The organism is Flagellimonas aquimarina (assembly GCF_003149745.1).
Taxonomy (GTDB): Bacteria; Bacteroidota; Bacteroidia; order Flavobacteriales; family Flavobacteriaceae; genus Flagellimonas; species Flagellimonas aquimarina.
Genome location: NZ_QGEG01000006.1, coordinates 42417 through 58910, shown reverse-complemented (window position 1 = coordinate 58910; position 16494 = coordinate 42417). Strand labels below are relative to the sequence as shown.

Below are 16494 nucleotides of genomic sequence, written 5' to 3'. Positions count from 1 at the left end.
GCAATGGATAGAAGAAAGAGTTTAAAATCAATCTTACTTGGTGGAGTGGCCAGCGGATTGGCTGTTCACGGTTGTAATCCAAAACCTGCCGAAACCGCTGATGAACTTGTATTTACGGAAAAATACATTTATGGGAGAACTCCAAAGGAAAAAAAGTTAGATGAAGAATTACGCGCTAAGGAGTTTTTCAATCAACACGAAATGGATACCATAAATGTTCTGTGTAATTTAATTTTACCTGCTGTTGAAGGGACTGGTAGCATTTTAGATGCCGAAGTTCCAGAATTGATTGAATTCATGGCCAAAGATATTCCAGAACTACAAACTCCTCTTCGTGGCGGTCTTATGTGGCTCGATCATAAATGCAATACAGATTTCAACCTAATGTTTAAATCCGCATCTGAAGAACAACAAAAATCAATTTTAGATACAATTGCCTATCCAGATGTAACAATACCAGAAGAAGAACATCCCTTGGAAATACAGTTTTTTTCTTTGATGAGAAATTTGACACTTACTGGGTATTACACTTCAAAAATAGGTATTGAGGAACTTGGTTACAAAGGAAACATGCCCAATGTTTGGAACGGTGTTCCAGAAGAAGTACTGGCAAAACATAATGTTGCTTATGATGATGATTGGTTGGCAAAATGTGTAGACCAAAGCAAGAGGGCTACAATAGCGGAATGGGATGAAAACGGAAATTTGTTGACTTAACTTTGCAGTTCATAAATCTATAAAAGAGAATTGGTCCAATTTCTCAAACTAGAAAAGGAAATCTTACTTGGTTCAAAACATAAATTTTACCGATATTTGTAGTCCAATTTTAGTTACTAAAAGTTAAGTCTTCGGCTTAACTTTATTTGTTTAAAACAAATTATTTGCCCACGTGGTGGAATTGGTAGACACGCTACCTTGAGGGGGTAGTGTTCGAAAGGACGTGCTGGTTCGACTCCAGTCGTGGGCACAAAACCGCATTTAGATGCGGTTTTTTATTGGACTTTCTTTTCTTCAAAACCCCTAAATCATTTAACCAAAACAAAGTTTATTCCTTAAACTCTTCTAAATTTTATGGGTATAAATTAGGACAGCTACATTTAAATTGTAAATTTGTTTAACGTTTATACTTAAAAGATGAACAATGTAAAGAAGTCCTTTAGTATCCGTGACATGGAAAATCTTTCCGGTATCAAGGCACATACCATAAGAATTTGGGAGAAAAGATATAATCTGTTTACGCCAGAAAGGACTACCACAAACATAAGAACATACAGTTTGAGCAGTTTACAGAAGTTGTTAAACATTACTCTACTCTACAATAGTGGTTATAAAATATCTAAAATAGCCAAGTTAGAGGACTCCAATATACCTGTAATGGTAAGGGAAATTGTATCAAATAACAGCGAAAAAAGCCATGCAATCAATGCTTTTAAGCTCGCCATGATTAATTTTGATCAAACACTCTTCCTTAATACATATAACAGCTTATTATCTGAAAGATCGTTTAGGGATATCTTTAATGAGGTTTTTATTCCATTGTTGAATGAACTTGGACTTTTGTGGCAGACAGATACTATCAGTCCTGCACATGAACATTTTATTACCCACTTAATCAAACAAAAAATATACATCAACACGGAAAAGCTTCAAATGGTTGAGCCTACCCAAAAAGATAAGGTATTTGCACTCTTTTTACCAGAAAATGAAATCCATGAAATTGGGCTATTATACCTCAACTATGAAATTACGCTAAGAGGATATAAATCTATCTACCTTGGACAAACAATGCCCATTGAAAGCTTAGTAGATTTGTTAAAATACTATAGTAATTTATACTTTGTATCCTATTTTACGGTTTCACCAACAAAAGATGACTTAACTTCTTATTTTAACAAATTTTCCAGTACGCTAAACATGTCTGGTAATTCTAAACTTCTCGTTTTAGGACATCAAATACAATATGTTGTCAAAGATGAGCTCCCAACCTATGTAAAAACCTTTAATTCCATTGAACACCTCATGGATTCTGTTTGAAACACATCCCTAACCTACTAAAATGAAAAATGCTATTGTAATCGGTTCTGGTTTTTCTTCGCTTTCAGCCTCTTGCTACTTGGCTAAGGCAGGGTTTAATGTTACAGTTTTGGAAAAAAATGGAACCGTTGGTGGTAGAGCAAGGCAATTGATCAAAGATGGATTCACCTTTGATATTGGGCCTAGTTGGTACTGGATGCCAGATATTTTTGACAAGTTTTTTGCCGATTTTGATAAGAAAACTTCAGATTATTATCAATTGGATAAGTTGAGTCCTGCATACAAAATCTTTTTTGATGATGACGTGATTACCATTGGGGATTGTATGGAGAAAATATGCAAAGAATTCGAAAGGATTGAACCAGGCAGTGGAAAACATCTTAAGCATTTTATTGGAAAGGCCCAGAAAAACTACGACATAGCCATCAACAAAGTGGTTTTACGTCCTGGCCTATCACCTTTGGAGCTAGTCACCAAAGAAACCGTCCTAAGAGTCGACCAGTTTTTTAAAACAATAAGTCAAGAGGTTCGCAGGCGTTTCAAAAATCAAAAATTGATTTCAACATTAGAATTCCCCGTTCTTTTCCTTGGTGCAAAACCGAGCAAAACACCTTCTTTTTATAGCTTTATGAACTTTGCTGACTTCGGATTAGGAACATGGCACCCAAAAGGAGGCATGTATGAAATCATAAAGGCCATGAAGAACCTAGCCGAAGAATTGGGGGTAAAATTCCACACCAATAGTCCTGTAGATAAAATCCTTGTTTCGGATGGAAAAGTATCAGGTATAAGCTCAATAGGAAAAAAATTAGAAGCTGACATCGTAATCAGTGGTGCAGATTACCACCATTCCGAAATGCTTTTAGAAAAGAATTACAGACAGTACTCTGAAACCTACTGGGATAAAAAAACCTATGCCCCCTCCTCTCTCCTATTTTATGTTGGATTTTCAAGAAAACTCGAAAACATTGAGCACCATAATCTATTTTTCGATACAGATTTTGAAAAACACGCTCAGGAGATTTATGATAACCCGCAATGGCCAAGCAACCCATTGTTTTATGCAAATTTCCCTTCAGTAACTGATTCTTCAATGGCTCCCAAGGACCATGAGACCGGTTTTTTTCTAGTTCCCATAGCTCCTGGCCTTGAAGATACGCCACAGTTAAGGTCTCAATATTTTGATATTATTATAGATAGATTTGAAAAACGTACAGGACAGAGCGTGAAAAATTCCATTATCTTTAAAGATAGCTTCTGTGTAAACGACTTTATTGAGCAGTACAACTCTTACAAAGGCAATGCTTACGGCATGGCAAATACACTGAGACAGACTGCTTTCTTAAGACCTAACCTTAAAAGTAGCAAAGTAAAAAATTTATTTTTTACGGGTCAGTTGACCGTTCCCGGTCCAGGTGTACCACCATCATTAATTTCAGGAAAATTGGTATCCGATTTGATAACTAAAAAAAGTTAGGAAAATGAAAACTATTTTTGACAGCGTATCCTACAACTGCAGTAAAATTGTAACGGAAACTTACAGTACTTCGTTCTCTTTGGCCACAAAAATGTTATCACCCTCTATACGAGCGCACATCTATAACATTTATGGGTTTGTTCGCTTTGCTGATGAGATTGTAGATACTTTCCATGATTATAACAAAAAAGAGCTTTTTGATAACTTTGAAAAGGCAATGGAAGACGCCATTGCAAACAAAATTAGCTTAAACCCAATTCTTAATTCCTTCCAACATACATATCATCAATATGGTATTCCACACCATTTAGTGGAAGCATTTATGAAAAGTATGCGTATGGATCTTCATAAGAAAAAGTACAATACCATTGAGGAGTATCAGGAATATATTTATGGTTCTGCAGATGTGGTTGGTCTAATGTGTCTTTGTGTTTTCGTAAACGGAGACAAAGAAAAGTACGAAGAACTAAAAAAGCCAGCAATGGCATTGGGCTCTGCTTTCCAGAAAGTGAATTTTCTTAGAGATTTAAAAGCTGATTATGAAGAACTGGAACGCACTTATTTTCCAAATACAAATTTGATGGAGTTGGATGAAGCTTCTAAAAAAAGGATTGTAGATGAAATAAAGGCCGATTTTGCCTTAGGTTACACTGGTATTGTAAAACTACCAGATCAAGCTAAGTTTGGTGTCTATACTGCCTATAAATATTACAATAAACTCCTTAAAAAGTTGCAGAGCACACCCCCGCTTGAAATAAAAAATACGCGAATTCGTGTTCCAAATTATCAAAAATTCGGACTTTTGGCACAGTCATATGTTAATTATAAATTACAACTCGTTTAAATGAAAGTGGCACTTTGGATTCTTATCTTTCTTGGAACTTTTTCCATAATGGAATTTATGGCTTGGTTCACACATAAATATGTAATGCATGGTTTTTTATGGAGTCTACATAAAGACCATCACAAAAAGGACCACGATTCTTGGTTTGAACGCAACGATGCATTCTTCATTTTTTATGCAATTGTAAGTATGGTTTGTTTTTATTTGGGAGCGGAAACCACTTTTTGGTACGGCTGGCCTCTTGGCTTTGGTATTTTAGCCTATGGTATTGCATATTTCTTTGTTCATGACATTTTTATTCATCAACGTTTTAAAATGTTTAGGAATGCCAATAACTGGTATGCAAGAGGTGTAAGAAGAGCTCATAAAATACACCATAAACATTTGGGCAAAGAAAAGGGGGAATGTTTTGGAATGCTCTTTGTGCCCTTTAAATACTTTAGAAAAGCTTAGAATACACTATTCCAGAATAAGCTTGTTCAATAAATCTCTTGTACTTCTAGAATTCCAGTCTGCCACACCTTGCTCAGCAATTACCACCTTGCCAGTTTTACTTATAACATAGGTTGCCGGTATACTTTTGGACACTAACAATTCTGGCGTTTTGGATGCCTCAAAAAAAACAGGTATTTCATAATTCTTTTTTTTCAGGAAAGAATTCACTTTGCCTTTCTTATCATTGGCAACAAAGGCAAAAACCACTTCATCTTTATAATCTTGGTGTAAAGCCACCAAGCTTGGAAGCTCCGCAACGCAAGGAGGGCACCAAGTCGCCCACAGGTTCACAACCACTACTTCACCTTTATAAGATTCAAAATTAAATCTCTGACCGTTCAAATCAACAAGGTCCCAATCATAGTTTTTAAGCATCTTCCTTTCCTCAACTTTAATAACAGTAGCGCTAGTTGAGAAGAGCTTGCCCACAAAAACACGAAGATGAAACCCAACAGGAGTAAATAAAATAAGAATAATGGCCAATATCCAAATACCATTACCAATCTGTTCTTTGGAAATTTTCATTTTTACTCAGCAATTAACTTATCCAAGAGATCGTATACTTTTGAAGAATTCCAGTCGGCTATTTCCTGTTTATAAATTACAATGTTTCCAGACTTATCAATTAGATAAGAAGAGGGAACCTCATCTGGGTTAATAGGTGTCTTTTCTCCAATGATTAGATAAGTCACAGGAAATGTAAACCCATGTTTCTCAACAAACTCTTCAACAGGTGGCCTATTTTCGTTAGTAATGATGTAGAAATCCATTTTCCCTTGGTACTTGTTGTACATTTTTTGAATACTTGCCAATTCTGCCTCGCAAGGTAATCGCCATGAGGCCCAAAGGTTTATAAAAACCACATTGCCTTTTGATTTTTCAAAGTTGAAAAAATCCCAATCAGCGTCTTTTAGTTTCCAATCATAATCTGTTATTCTTTCTCTGTTTGCCTCTTCTATGACCGAGGGAGAGAAAGAAAACAATCTATTCAATAAAATTTTACCATAATGTCCCATAGGGGTAACAAAGAATGAAAGTATAAAAAGCATTACTGCAATATTCAATATGGTCTTTTTATTAATCCTCATTTATTATGATTTTATTAAAACTAAAAACTCCTGATGCAATATCAGGAGTTTTTTTAACTATATCTCTAAATAGATTTATGCATTTTCTTTTTTAATCACATTTAGAGCAGAACCTTCATTGAACCATTCAATTTGTGACTGGTTATATGTATGGTTAACCATTATATTATCTGTGCTGCCATTTGCATGCACAACTTCCAATGTTAATTGCTTACCAGGAGCAAAATCCTTGATATCCACAAAATTGAATGTATCATCCTCTTGAATTAAATCATAATCATTCTCATTTGCAAAGGTCAAAGCCAGCATTCCTTGCTTTTTAAGGTTTGTCTCATGGATTCTGGCAAAAGACTTAACCAAAACGGCTGCAACGCCCAAGTGTCTGGGCTGCATGGCCGCATGTTCCCTGGAAGAGCCTTCGCCATAGTTGTGATCTCCAACTACAATAGTTTTAATCCCAGCTTTTTTATAGGCCCTCTGTGCATCTGGAACAGCAACGTATTCACCCGTCAACTGATTCTTAACAAAATTGGTCTGCTTGTTAAATGCATTAACCGCTCCTATCAACGTATTGTTGGCAATATTATCTAAGTGTCCTCGGTATCTTAACCAAGGGCCTGCCATTGAGATATGGTCCGTAGTACATTTTCCAAATGGCTTGATCAACAATTTCACCCCTTGAAGGCTTTCTGTTGTAATAGGAACAAACGGTTCTAAAAGTTGTAGACGCTCAGATGTTGGTGAAACAACAACCTGCACACCACTACCATCTTCCATTGGAGCTATAAAGCCAGCATCTTCCACTGCAAAACCTTCAGGTGGCAATTCGTATCCACGAGGTTCTTCTAACATCACCTCTTCTCCATCTTCATTAATAAGCTTATCCGATACTGGATTAAAATCCAACCGTCCCGCTATAGCAATAGCTGTGACCAATTCTGGGGAGCCTACAAATGCCAAAGTATTTGGATTTCCATCTGCACGTTTGGCAAAGTTTCTGTTGAATGAGTGAACAATGGTATTTCTTGGCCCATCTGCGGCTTTGTCTCCATAGCGGTCCCACATTCCTATGCAAGGTCCACAAGCATTTGCAAATACAGTAGCACCCACACCATCAAATGTATCTATAAAACCATCGCGTTCTATGGTATAACGTACTTGTTCGGAACCTGGAGTTATGGTAAACTGAGATTTCATTTTCAGCTTTTTGTTAGAAACCTGCTTTGCCAGGGATGCTGCTCTAGAAATATCCTCATAAGAAGAGTTGGTACATGATCCGATCAAACCAACTTCAACATTTAAAGGCCAGTCATTTTCTTTGGCAGCTTCGCTCATTTTAGAGATTGGAGTTGCCAAGTCTGGTGTAAAAGGACCATTCAAGTGCGGTTCCAAAGTATCTAAATTAATTTCTATTAATTGGTCAAAATATTTTTCTGGATTTGCATATACATCAGCATCAGCCGTTAAGTGCTCTTTTACTTCAAAGGCAGCATCAGCAACATCGGCGCGATCCGTGGCTCTTAAGTACCTATCCATGGATTCGTCATAACCAAATGTGGAAGTGGTGGCTCCAACCTCAGCTCCCATATTACAAATGGTACCTTTTCCCGTACATGACATTGAAGTGGCCCCTTCTCCAAAATATTCGATAATAGCTCCTGTTCCACCTTTGGCGGTAAGGATATCCGCTACTTTTAGAATTACATCTTTAGGCGCTGTCCATCCAGACAGTTTTCCTGTTAACTTTACACCAATCAGTTTTGGAAATTTTAGTTCCCATGCCATACCCGCCATTACATCAACAGCATCCGCACCACCAACACCAATAGCTACCATCCCTAAACCACCAGCATTTACCGTATGGGAATCAGTTCCTATCATCATTCCTCCGGGAAATGCATAATTCTCCAATACTACTTGGTGAATAATCCCAGCTCCTGGTTTCCAAAAGCCTATACCATATTTGTTTGAAACGGATTCCAAGAAGTCAAAAACTTCATTACTGGTTTGGTTTGCTCGTTTTAAATCTGTTTTTGCATCAACTTTTGCCTGTATCAAATGATCGCAATGTACCGTGGTTGGCACTGCAACCTTAGGCTTACCAGCGTGCATAAACTGCAATAAGGCCATTTGGGCTGTAGCATCCTGACAGGCTACTCTATCTGGAGCAAAATCAACATAATCTTTACCCCTTGAAAATTGTTTGCTAGGTGTTCCTTCCCATAAATGAGAGTATAAAATTTTTTCTGCAAGGGTTAAAGGTCTTCCTACTAGTTTGCGGGCTTTTTCTATACGCTCCCCCATAGAAGCGTAAACACCCTTAATCATATCAATGTCAAATGCCATTCTACAATTGGATTTTAAGATTTCAGTAATTCGGTAAATTTAGTGAAATACCTACGATTTAAGAATTAGAATTACCCTAAATAAGTCGTAATGATTTGATATTTATAACAATTCTGAAATAATATTTTCTTCAGAAATGCCTTCTGCTTCGGCTTTGTAGTTTTTTAGGATCCGATGTCGAAGAATTCCCATTGACACTGCTTTTACGTCTTCAATATCTGGGGAAAACTTTCCATTGATCGCAGCATGGGCCTTTGCTCCTAAAACCAGGTTTTGAGATGCTCTGGGGCCAGCTCCCCAATCTACGTAATTGTTTATAAAGTCTGAAGAATTTTCCATACCCGGTCTCGTTTTGTTGACCAGCCGAACCGCGTAATCAATTACGTTATCCGGCACGGGCACTCGACGGATCAGATGCTGTACAGCAATAATTTCATCGGCATTGAACAATGTGTTTATCTCTACTGTTTCATCCGTTGTGGTAGACTTTACTACTTGCACCTCTTCTTCAATTGAAGGGTACTTCAACTCAATGGCAAACATAAAACGGTCTAATTGCGCCTCTGGCAATGGATATGTACCTTCTTGTTCTATAGGATTTTGCGTCGCCAATACAAAATATGGCATATCCAATTTATATTGTTGTCCGGCTATGGTCACTGCCCTTTCTTGCATAGCTTCTAAAAGTGCAGCTTGGGTTTTGGGTGGAGTTCTGTTAATCTCATCTGCTAAAATAATATTACCAAAAACCGGCCCTTTGATAAACTTGAAATTCCTGTTTTGATCCAACACTTCGCTACCCAAAATATCGCTAGGCATTAAATCTGGAGTAAATTGTATTCTCTTAAAGTCCAGGCCCAGAGTTTGGGCAATTGTATTTACCATCAAGGTTTTTGCCAGTCCCGGGACTCCAATTAAAAGTGAATGACCGCCTGTATAAATTGACAGTAAGATCTGCTCGACCACCTTTTCTTGACCAACAATGATCTTGGCAATCTCTTTCTTTAAGGCTTGGTGTTTTTTTACGAGGTTTTCAACGGCAACTACGTCTGACATGCAACTATTCCTTTACCCATTTGTTTGCAAAATCGCAACCTCTGTTATCTGTGTTTACGTGGATGTAGGTGTCATCTATATGCTCGTCCATCCAATCTTTAATGGCCTTGAATTGTTTTTCTCTAAGTGCCAACTCTTGAATTTTTAAATAGTCTTTTGCAAAGTCAGCTTTATGCTCATCGTAACGATTGGAGATTTTCATTATCTTAAACTTTGGAGGGCCTCCTCTCTGGTCATCTTCCTTAATAGGTCTTGAAATTTCTTCGTCCTTTAAATTTCTTACCTGATTGTACAAAGCAGGATCCATTTTAGTCAGTTCAAAACGGGAATCAAAATTAATTGGATTTCGCAACAGGCCACCATCAAATTTGGTCTCTTTTTCATCAGAAAAATTTAAAGCTGCATCAGCAAAACTATATTTACCGTCCAAAATCTGTTGGCGTATGCTATCCAACTCTTTTACTGCTGTGTCCAAGGCAATTTGAGGTATTTCTGGTATCAAAAGAATATGGCGCAAATCCAGTTCTTGTCCTCTTATTTTTTCAATATAAATAATATGGTACCCAAAATCAGTTTCAAAAGGTTCTGAGATTTCACCTTGTTGTAAACTAAAAGCAACATCTTTAAACTCTTTTACAAAAGGTGTTTCTCTGGTCATGCTATAAAACCCCCCCTTGGATTTTGACCCCGGGTCTTGGGAGTAAAGAATGGCCTTAACATTAAAACTGGCATCGTTTTCAAGAACATCTTGCCTTATCTGCATTAACCTATCTATAACTTTCTGTTTTTCCTCTTCTGGCGCAGTAGGTTGCTTAACAATCTGGGCTATTTCAAGCTCAGCACCAAAGACTGGTCTCTCATCCTCCGGAATTTTGCCAAAGAATTGACGCACTTCTTCAGGAGTGACTTCTATCTCCTCAACAATGCTGCTCTGCATTTTCTCGGACAGCATACGAAGCTTATTGATTTCAAAAAGTTCTGTTCTAAAACTTTCAACATCAGTTTTTTTATAAAATTTCAATACTTTTTCCATGGACCCAACCTGAGACACAAGTTGCTGTATTTGCCTATCACTTTGAGCGTTCACTTGATCATCTGAAACCAACAGACTGTCCTGCACTGCCTGGTGTGCATAAAGCCGGTCTTCCATTAGCTTTCCTAAAAGACTACATTTTGTGATATCTTGTGTTGATGCTCCTTGACTTCTAAGGTCTATGAGGGTTTTTTCAATATCGGAATCAAGAATCACATAATCGCCAATTACCGCTGCAATACCATCTAATTTTACCTTTTTTGTAGAGCTTGTAGTATCACTTTTCATCAAAACGGCTTCGTCTGTATCTTGAGCTCGCAAAAACCCAAATGCAGTAAAAAATGCCAATACCAATAGTTTTTTATTCATCTTTTTCATAAACCTCAAATTCATTCTTCTTTATAGCTTCATCAATAATCTCAGTTTCCAACCTTCTAACATAATCCAGTCTTCTTCTGTTCAATATCAGTTGTCTTATATCTGGCGATATATATTCGAAAGGAGCTGTATCATTGATTTCCAATACGTCCGTCACCTTTCCCAAATATACTCCTAAGGAATCCTGTATTTCAAAAAATTGTGATTTTTTTAAGTACTTCTCCTCATTCATTGGCGTAAGCGGTGGTATTGCTTCCATGACCCTAGATGCTCCAACCCAAATAGAATCGTTAAAGTGTATTTTTTTAAACTGTACCGCCACAGAATCTAAATAGCGTTTGTCTGCATCTCCCCAGTCTTTCATTTTGGCGATTACCTCATCTTTGTCCAAAAATTGAGTTGGTAGACCAACAAACCTAAGCTGCACCAATTTTTCATTTAACTTAAAATTTTCCTTCTCTTTTTCATAATATTGTCTAAGCTGAGAAGTAGTAACAGCTGTATCTTGTGCTTGTAGTACAAGCGCCTCTATATATGCCCGGGTATACAAATCCGCTCGGTAATCACTGACCAAACGGTCAAATTCATTCAGTTTTTCTTCCGAAAGGTTAATCTTTGATTTAGATAGTAACAACTGTTTTGAAGCCCAATTATTAATATAATTCGTTACAAATAGAGCACTGTCCTGGGCAGACATATCATCTCTAATAAAAGAGGTTAAGTCCTCTTTATATAAAAAAGAATCTCCCACTCTGGCCAAAGGTTCTTTTTCAACCTTCTTCTTAAAAAGGGAATCACATGAAGTGAAAACCAAAAGCCCAAATGATATTAAGAGAAATACCCTATTGTTTTGTAGAATAGACATTCCGCAAAAATAACAATTACTTAAACCCTCGCAAGAAGGTTTTGTTCTCATTAACAGATTTTTAGTAGGTTATTAAAATCATATAATTTATTACATTAGTACAAAACCTGTAAAAATGAAGTATACCACAGAAATAACTGTTGATTTACCTCGCGATGAATTCATAAAAAAATTGGATAATCCAGAACATATGAAACATTGGCAGCAAGGTCTTTTGGGGTACGAACTCCTTTCTAATAATCCAAAAGCGGAAGGAGCCCAGATGAATTTAAAATACAAAATGGGAAAACGTGAGTTCGAAATGGTAGAAACCATTATTAAAAGCAATTTCCCAGATGAATTTCACACTACGTATGATACCAAAGGAGTTCACAACATCCAGAAAAACTATTTTAAGGAAATTGACGGTAAAACCAAATGGATATCTGAATGTGAGTTCCAATTTTCTGGATTTGGGATGAAATTGATGGGATTTCTAATGCCTAGTGCTTTTAAAAAACAATCAATGAAGTATCTAAAGGATTTTAAGGCATTTGCAGAAAATGGCACCTCAGTGCTCAACACTTAATTGTTATGGAAAAAGTATTGGATAGAAAAATTAAATTGATTTGGGATTTTCGTGGCCCTGGAGCTGCAAAAACAGCTGAACATTACGAAAAACACTTGGCCGAGTTCATAATAATTGAAGAGCTAAAGTTTGACATTACGGGTTTTCAACATATGACGGACATGCACAGTATTGCCTATTTGGTAGTTGCCGAATTTGAGATGAAAGAAGTTCGGGAAATTTTAAAACCTCAGAGAGGAGAGGTATATCTTGAGAACTAATTCTAGAATACCCCATTAACCTAACATTTATTGTATTGAAACGATTTAGTATTCTTTTCTCCCTGATGATTCTACTCTGCGCTTCTTGTGAAAAGGAGCGGTCCAAAGACCCCTTAAAGGCGGCTCTTTCCTCAGAAAATCCATTAATAAAGAGAGTTATGGACAGTCTTGCCCAATACGAATTGCAGGTTCGCTATACTCAAATAAATCACCAGAAAGATAGTATTGTATTTACGGATTTTGATTTTCAAGTTGATAAGAACAACTATTTCTACCCAGCCAGTACAGTAAAATTTCCTGCCGCAGTTGCAGCTCTTGAGAAAATCAATGAAACTGATTCGCTATCTGTTCATACAAAGTTTTATATTGAAGGAGATTCAATAGAAACTACTTTTTCCAAGACCATTTCAGAGATTTTTGCCGTTTCTGATAACGCTGCCAATAACAGACTGATTGAGTTTTTAGGACAAGATCACCTTAACGAGCGTATTCAAAACAAGAACATTGGACCTATTCGTATAGCACATAGACTTTCCATTCCAAATGCTGATGATGTTACCACAAAACCCTTGGTCATCTACCTGAATGATTCCACAACAGTTTCCAGCAAATCCATCATAAACACTTACCCAAAGCCCTTAGCACTCCATAAAATTGAAAAAGGAAAAGGTTTTTATACCGATGAAGTTCTGCAGAAAGGGGCTTTTGATTTCTCTCTTAAAAACTATTACCCAGTGCAAGCACAACATGCTTTGTTGAAGCGTATAATCTTTCCACAAGCTTTTACAGCTGATAAACGCTTTAATTTAAGTGAATTTCAACATGAACTATTATTGAACCATATGCACACCCTACCCAAAGACCTAGGTTATGATGCCACGGAGTTCTATGACAGTTATGTAAAATTCTTAATGTTTGGAGATTCTACCGACCCAATTCCCGAGTATATCAAAATCTATAACAAAGTTGGATATGCTTATGGCACGTTAACGGATTGTGCTTATATACAAGATGTTAAAAACAATATTGATTTTATGGTTACTGCCACCATATTGGTCAACAAAAATGATGTTTTTAATGACAATACGTACGAATACGATGAGGTGGGAATTCCTTTTTTGGCACAATTGGGCAGAGAGCTTTATAATTATGAATTAAAACGTAAACGATGAGCAAGCTTACTTTTGATTGTTTTACCAAGAAAATCTTCATAAAAGCATCTAAGGAAAAACTGTATTGGTGTTGGGGCACTGCCGAGGGAATTTGCTCTTGGTTTTTAAACACCGCTAACTACACTTCTGTATTAGGAGAGGAACGAAAATCAAGCGAACACATTCAAGCGGGTGATTCCTATACCTGGAAATGGCACAATTGGGACGGAAAAGAAACTGGAAAAGTGCTTAAAGCAAACGGTAAAGACTTTCTAGAGCTATCTTTTGCGGACAGCAAGGTGTCCATAGAACTTGAAGAGCATAAAAAAGCAGTTTTGGTAACGCTAAAACAATATGAAATACCAACGGATGATGAGAGCAAACTCAGTATACATCATGGATGCAGTAATGGCTGGACTTTTTGGCTGGCAAATTTGAAGGCCTATATAGAACATGACATCCTCTTAAATGAAAAGGAATTCGACTTACGAAACATCCCATTGGCAGGATTTGAGTTTGTAAATATGTAAACACATTGAAAGGGTGGGAAAACCAATTTTACCCAACCAACAGCGGTTCCGCTTTATTGACAGAAAGCAAGATTTCATCAAAATCCAATCCCTCGATTGGTTTAAGTATCTCATTTTCGGCATCCCATTCTATTTTTCTTCCTAGTTTCCATGAAAGGCCCGCCATATGAGCGGTAATTGCCTCTTCAAAACCTTCTTTTAAGCCGCAACTCACAGCAGTGTCGTTTTTGATGGCACTTAACCATTCTTGCATATGCAAAAAGGTAGAATCTACCCTAACACCATCTATATATGTCCACATAAGTCCTTTATCTGCAAAGTATTGTGAGGTGGCCGAGGAAATGGCATCTGGGACGTTGGCTCCAGGATTGTATTGATAAATAGGAATATTGGGCTTCATTTTTTCGGCCTCCAACATATCCGCGTAGCGGGTTGATGAACCATCTGGCCAAATGGTTAATTTATTGCCCAATTCCATGGTTGCATCATGCCCCATCAACACAGTAGGTCTATTAAAACCATTGCCCAAAGTTGCACTATAACAAAAAGTCATGCCCCTTTCCTTGCCCTTGCTTTGACTACTACCTATATTGAACCTGGGAAATTCCATATTTACCTGTAGCACATCTGGAACATTGCGTCCATCATTATGGGTGTAAATACCTCCCGAAGCAGACACAGAATCAGGAATACCCATATTTAACACACAATTTAAACGGTCATAGTCATGGGTTAGCAAATCTCCTGAAAGCCCTGACCCATACGCCCACCATTTACGCCATCTAAAAAAGTGGTTTTTGTTAAAGGGTATATTAGGTGCGGAGCCTAAAAATTGGTCCCAGTCAATAGTGTTAGGATTGGCTTTTTCATGGATATCATAGTTCCAGGCACCATTGTCATCATTTCTGTTAGTATTGGTTTGGATTAAGGAAATATGCCCTAATGTACCTTTTTCCACAATGTCCTTCGCTGTTCTAAAACTCAGGGTTTGTCTATGTTGATGACCCACAGCCAAAACTGCTTTGGAAAGTTCGGCAGCCGTTCGTAATCTATATGTTTCTTCAATGGTATGTGTCATCGGTTTTTCAACATAGACATGAACATTATTGTCAAGTGCTTCAATGGCCATAGGGGCATGCCAATGATCTGGTGTTGCAATTACAACAGCATCAACATCTCCACTTTGAATCATTTCTTTATAAGTTGTATACCTTTCTATTTTGTTTTCAGGGGTGGAAAATGAGTTAAGTGCTTTTTCTGCCCTTACATCAAAAACATCACATACTCCTACAAGTTTAATGTTGAGTTTATCTTGATTTAAAAAATCTTCTAAAGCTTTATTGTTAGGGTCTGCTTCTGCTTCAATTCTCATTTCTTCAATCCATTCCTTGGTGGCATAACCCATTGACCTGCATAATTGTTCTCCTCGTATTCCAAAACCAATGATTCCAACCCTAATAGGGGCTCCTTCAATTCCTGGCAACACATTTGGCAATGATGGATTTATATTCAATTGTTGCAATAGTTCAAGTCTTTCCTTCCTATTGTGAACAGCATTTGCAGCTCCGGCCCACCAAACAGCGCCCAAAATGGGAAGTCCTCCCAAACCTTTTAACAGTTCTCTTCTAGTCCATTTCATAATTCTCAATTTTGGTCAGTTTATTTTTCATGAAATAACCAAGTCCAAAAAACCGACTTGTAGGATAGTTATAAATTAAAATACAGGCCACCAGTTCAATAAGGTTTTTGTTAATAAACCAATAACTTCCTTCAACATTCATTTGATGTAGCCATGGAAAAGGAGGATGGGCCAAATAGTACGATGCGAGCAGACCAATGCCTACCAAAGCTCCCTTTCTCTCAAAAATTCCCAGAATTAGGGTAATTCCAACAACTATGAGAGCGGTAATGTTTAAAACGTTCACCCATTCTAATACTGATTCACTGGTCAGCAAAGAAAATACGGGTTTTAATGGACCTTGGGCGGAAGCCAGATAACCAAATGAAGTCCACTCAGGGTTGTACATTTTAATAACGCCCTCATAAAGAAAATGCCAACCAATAAAAATGCGCAATAGCGTAATACTGACTTTTATTCTTTTTTCTCTTTTATTATCAATCATAGCTAAAAGTTGTTGATTCATAATTTACAAATCAAAACTACAATTGGTTCAATGCTAGAACAATGATATATATCAACCTCATAAACACTAATGTTCATAGAAATTTCACTTTTGATATTTGAGGAAGGGAATTTAAAATTAAAGCACCACGGATAAAGGATAGTTTATCAGAGATTTCCCAAAGCAACGTCAGTTTATAAATTTCTTAGTGGCAATAACTACCCCGCCATTAGGTACTTGATCCCA

The 16494-nt window shown here is 37.2% G+C and carries 17 protein-coding genes and 1 tRNA gene; 10 read left to right on the top strand and 8 right to left on the bottom strand.

Annotated elements, in window-relative coordinates; genetic code table 11:
- Positions 1-3 precede the first annotated feature (3 nt).
- From DKG77_RS16410 to DKG77_RS16385, 6 genes are all read left to right on the top strand, one after another.
- Positions 4-717 (top strand): gluconate 2-dehydrogenase subunit 3 family protein, encoded by a 714-nt coding sequence (locus tag DKG77_RS16410; protein ID WP_109665610.1) that lies wholly within the window; start codon positions 4-6, stop codon positions 715-717.
- 166 nt (positions 718-883) lie between these two features.
- Positions 884-967, top strand: a tRNA-Leu gene (locus tag DKG77_RS16405).
- Between the two features lie 167 nt (positions 968-1134).
- On the top strand, positions 1135-2034 hold the full coding sequence (locus DKG77_RS16400; RefSeq protein ID WP_109665607.1) for a MerR family transcriptional regulator: 900 nt from the start codon (positions 1135-1137) through the stop codon (positions 2032-2034).
- A 22-nt stretch (positions 2035-2056) separates the two neighbouring features.
- Positions 2057-3511 carry a phytoene desaturase family protein gene (locus DKG77_RS16395; protein WP_109665605.1) on the top strand — a complete coding sequence of 485 codons (1455 nt, stop codon included), beginning with the start codon at positions 2057-2059 and terminating at the stop codon, positions 3509-3511.
- A gap of 4 nt (positions 3512-3515) precedes the next feature.
- On the top strand, positions 3516-4355 hold the full coding sequence (locus DKG77_RS16390) for a phytoene/squalene synthase family protein (protein ID WP_109665602.1): 840 nt from the start codon (positions 3516-3518) through the stop codon (positions 4353-4355).
- A complete protein-coding gene (locus tag DKG77_RS16385; protein WP_109665599.1) occupies positions 4356-4808 on the top strand; it encodes a sterol desaturase family protein in 453 nt (150 codons plus the stop codon).
- Between the two features lie 6 nt (positions 4809-4814).
- On the opposite strand, the gene DKG77_RS16380 is transcribed toward DKG77_RS16385, so the two are convergent.
- The 6 genes from DKG77_RS16380 to DKG77_RS16355 all read right to left on the bottom strand — a co-directional run bounded on the left by DKG77_RS16380 (position 4815) and on the right by DKG77_RS16355 (position 11667).
- Positions 4815-5375 carry a TlpA family protein disulfide reductase gene (locus DKG77_RS16380; RefSeq protein WP_109665596.1) on the bottom strand — a complete coding sequence of 187 codons (561 nt, stop codon included), beginning with the start codon at positions 5373-5375 and terminating at the stop codon, positions 4815-4817.
- A 2-nt stretch (positions 5376-5377) separates the two neighbouring features.
- Entirely contained in the window at positions 5378-5938 is a 561-nt protein-coding gene (locus DKG77_RS16375) for a TlpA family protein disulfide reductase (protein ID WP_109665594.1), read from the bottom strand.
- 75 nt (positions 5939-6013) lie between these two features.
- A complete protein-coding gene (locus DKG77_RS16370) occupies positions 6014-8284 on the bottom strand; it encodes an aconitate hydratase (protein ID WP_109665590.1) in 2271 nt (756 codons plus the stop codon).
- Between the two features lie 102 nt (positions 8285-8386).
- Positions 8387-9340 (bottom strand): AAA family ATPase, encoded by a 954-nt coding sequence (locus DKG77_RS16365; RefSeq protein WP_109665588.1) that lies wholly within the window; start codon positions 9338-9340, stop codon positions 8387-8389.
- 4 nt (positions 9341-9344) lie between these two features.
- Complete coding sequence (locus tag DKG77_RS16360; RefSeq protein ID WP_243414951.1) at positions 9345-10742, bottom strand: peptidylprolyl isomerase; 1398 nt, start codon at positions 10740-10742, stop codon at positions 9345-9347.
- Positions 10735-11667: a peptidylprolyl isomerase gene (locus DKG77_RS16355; RefSeq protein ID WP_109665584.1), complete on the bottom strand. Its 933-nt coding sequence runs from the start codon at positions 11665-11667 to the stop codon at positions 10735-10737. The genes DKG77_RS16360 and DKG77_RS16355 overlap by 8 nt, the downstream gene beginning before the upstream one ends.
- A 64-nt stretch (positions 11668-11731) precedes the next feature.
- Here DKG77_RS16355 and DKG77_RS16350 point away from each other — a divergent pair, with 64 nt between their 5' ends.
- The 4 genes from DKG77_RS16350 to DKG77_RS16335 are packed head-to-tail and all read left to right on the top strand — an operon-like array spanning position 11732 to position 14125.
- Entirely contained in the window at positions 11732-12184 is a 453-nt protein-coding gene (locus tag DKG77_RS16350) for an SRPBCC family protein (protein ID WP_109665581.1), read from the top strand.
- Positions 12185-12189: 5 nt separating this feature from the next.
- Positions 12190-12444 (top strand): hypothetical protein, encoded by a 255-nt coding sequence (locus DKG77_RS16345; RefSeq protein WP_243414950.1) that lies wholly within the window; start codon positions 12190-12192, stop codon positions 12442-12444.
- 35 nt (positions 12445-12479) lie between these two features.
- On the top strand, positions 12480-13616 hold the full coding sequence (locus DKG77_RS16340; protein WP_243414949.1) for a serine hydrolase: 1137 nt from the start codon (positions 12480-12482) through the stop codon (positions 13614-13616).
- Positions 13613-14125 carry an SRPBCC family protein gene (locus DKG77_RS16335; protein WP_109665576.1) on the top strand — a complete coding sequence of 171 codons (513 nt, stop codon included), beginning with the start codon at positions 13613-13615 and terminating at the stop codon, positions 14123-14125. The genes DKG77_RS16340 and DKG77_RS16335 overlap by 4 nt, the downstream gene beginning before the upstream one ends.
- Before the next feature lie 28 nt (positions 14126-14153).
- On the opposite strand, the gene DKG77_RS16330 is transcribed toward DKG77_RS16335, so the two are convergent.
- Both DKG77_RS16330 and DKG77_RS16325 read right to left on the bottom strand, forming a co-directional pair.
- The gene (locus DKG77_RS16330) at positions 14154-15764 is read right to left on the bottom strand and encodes a Gfo/Idh/MocA family protein (protein ID WP_109665573.1); all 1611 of its coding nucleotides are present in this window, start codon (positions 15762-15764) and stop codon (positions 14154-14156) included.
- Entirely contained in the window at positions 15751-16248 is a 498-nt protein-coding gene (locus DKG77_RS16325; RefSeq protein WP_109665725.1) for a DoxX family protein, read from the bottom strand. The genes DKG77_RS16330 and DKG77_RS16325 overlap by 14 nt, the downstream gene beginning before the upstream one ends.
- Between the last annotated feature and the right edge of the window lie 246 nt (positions 16249-16494).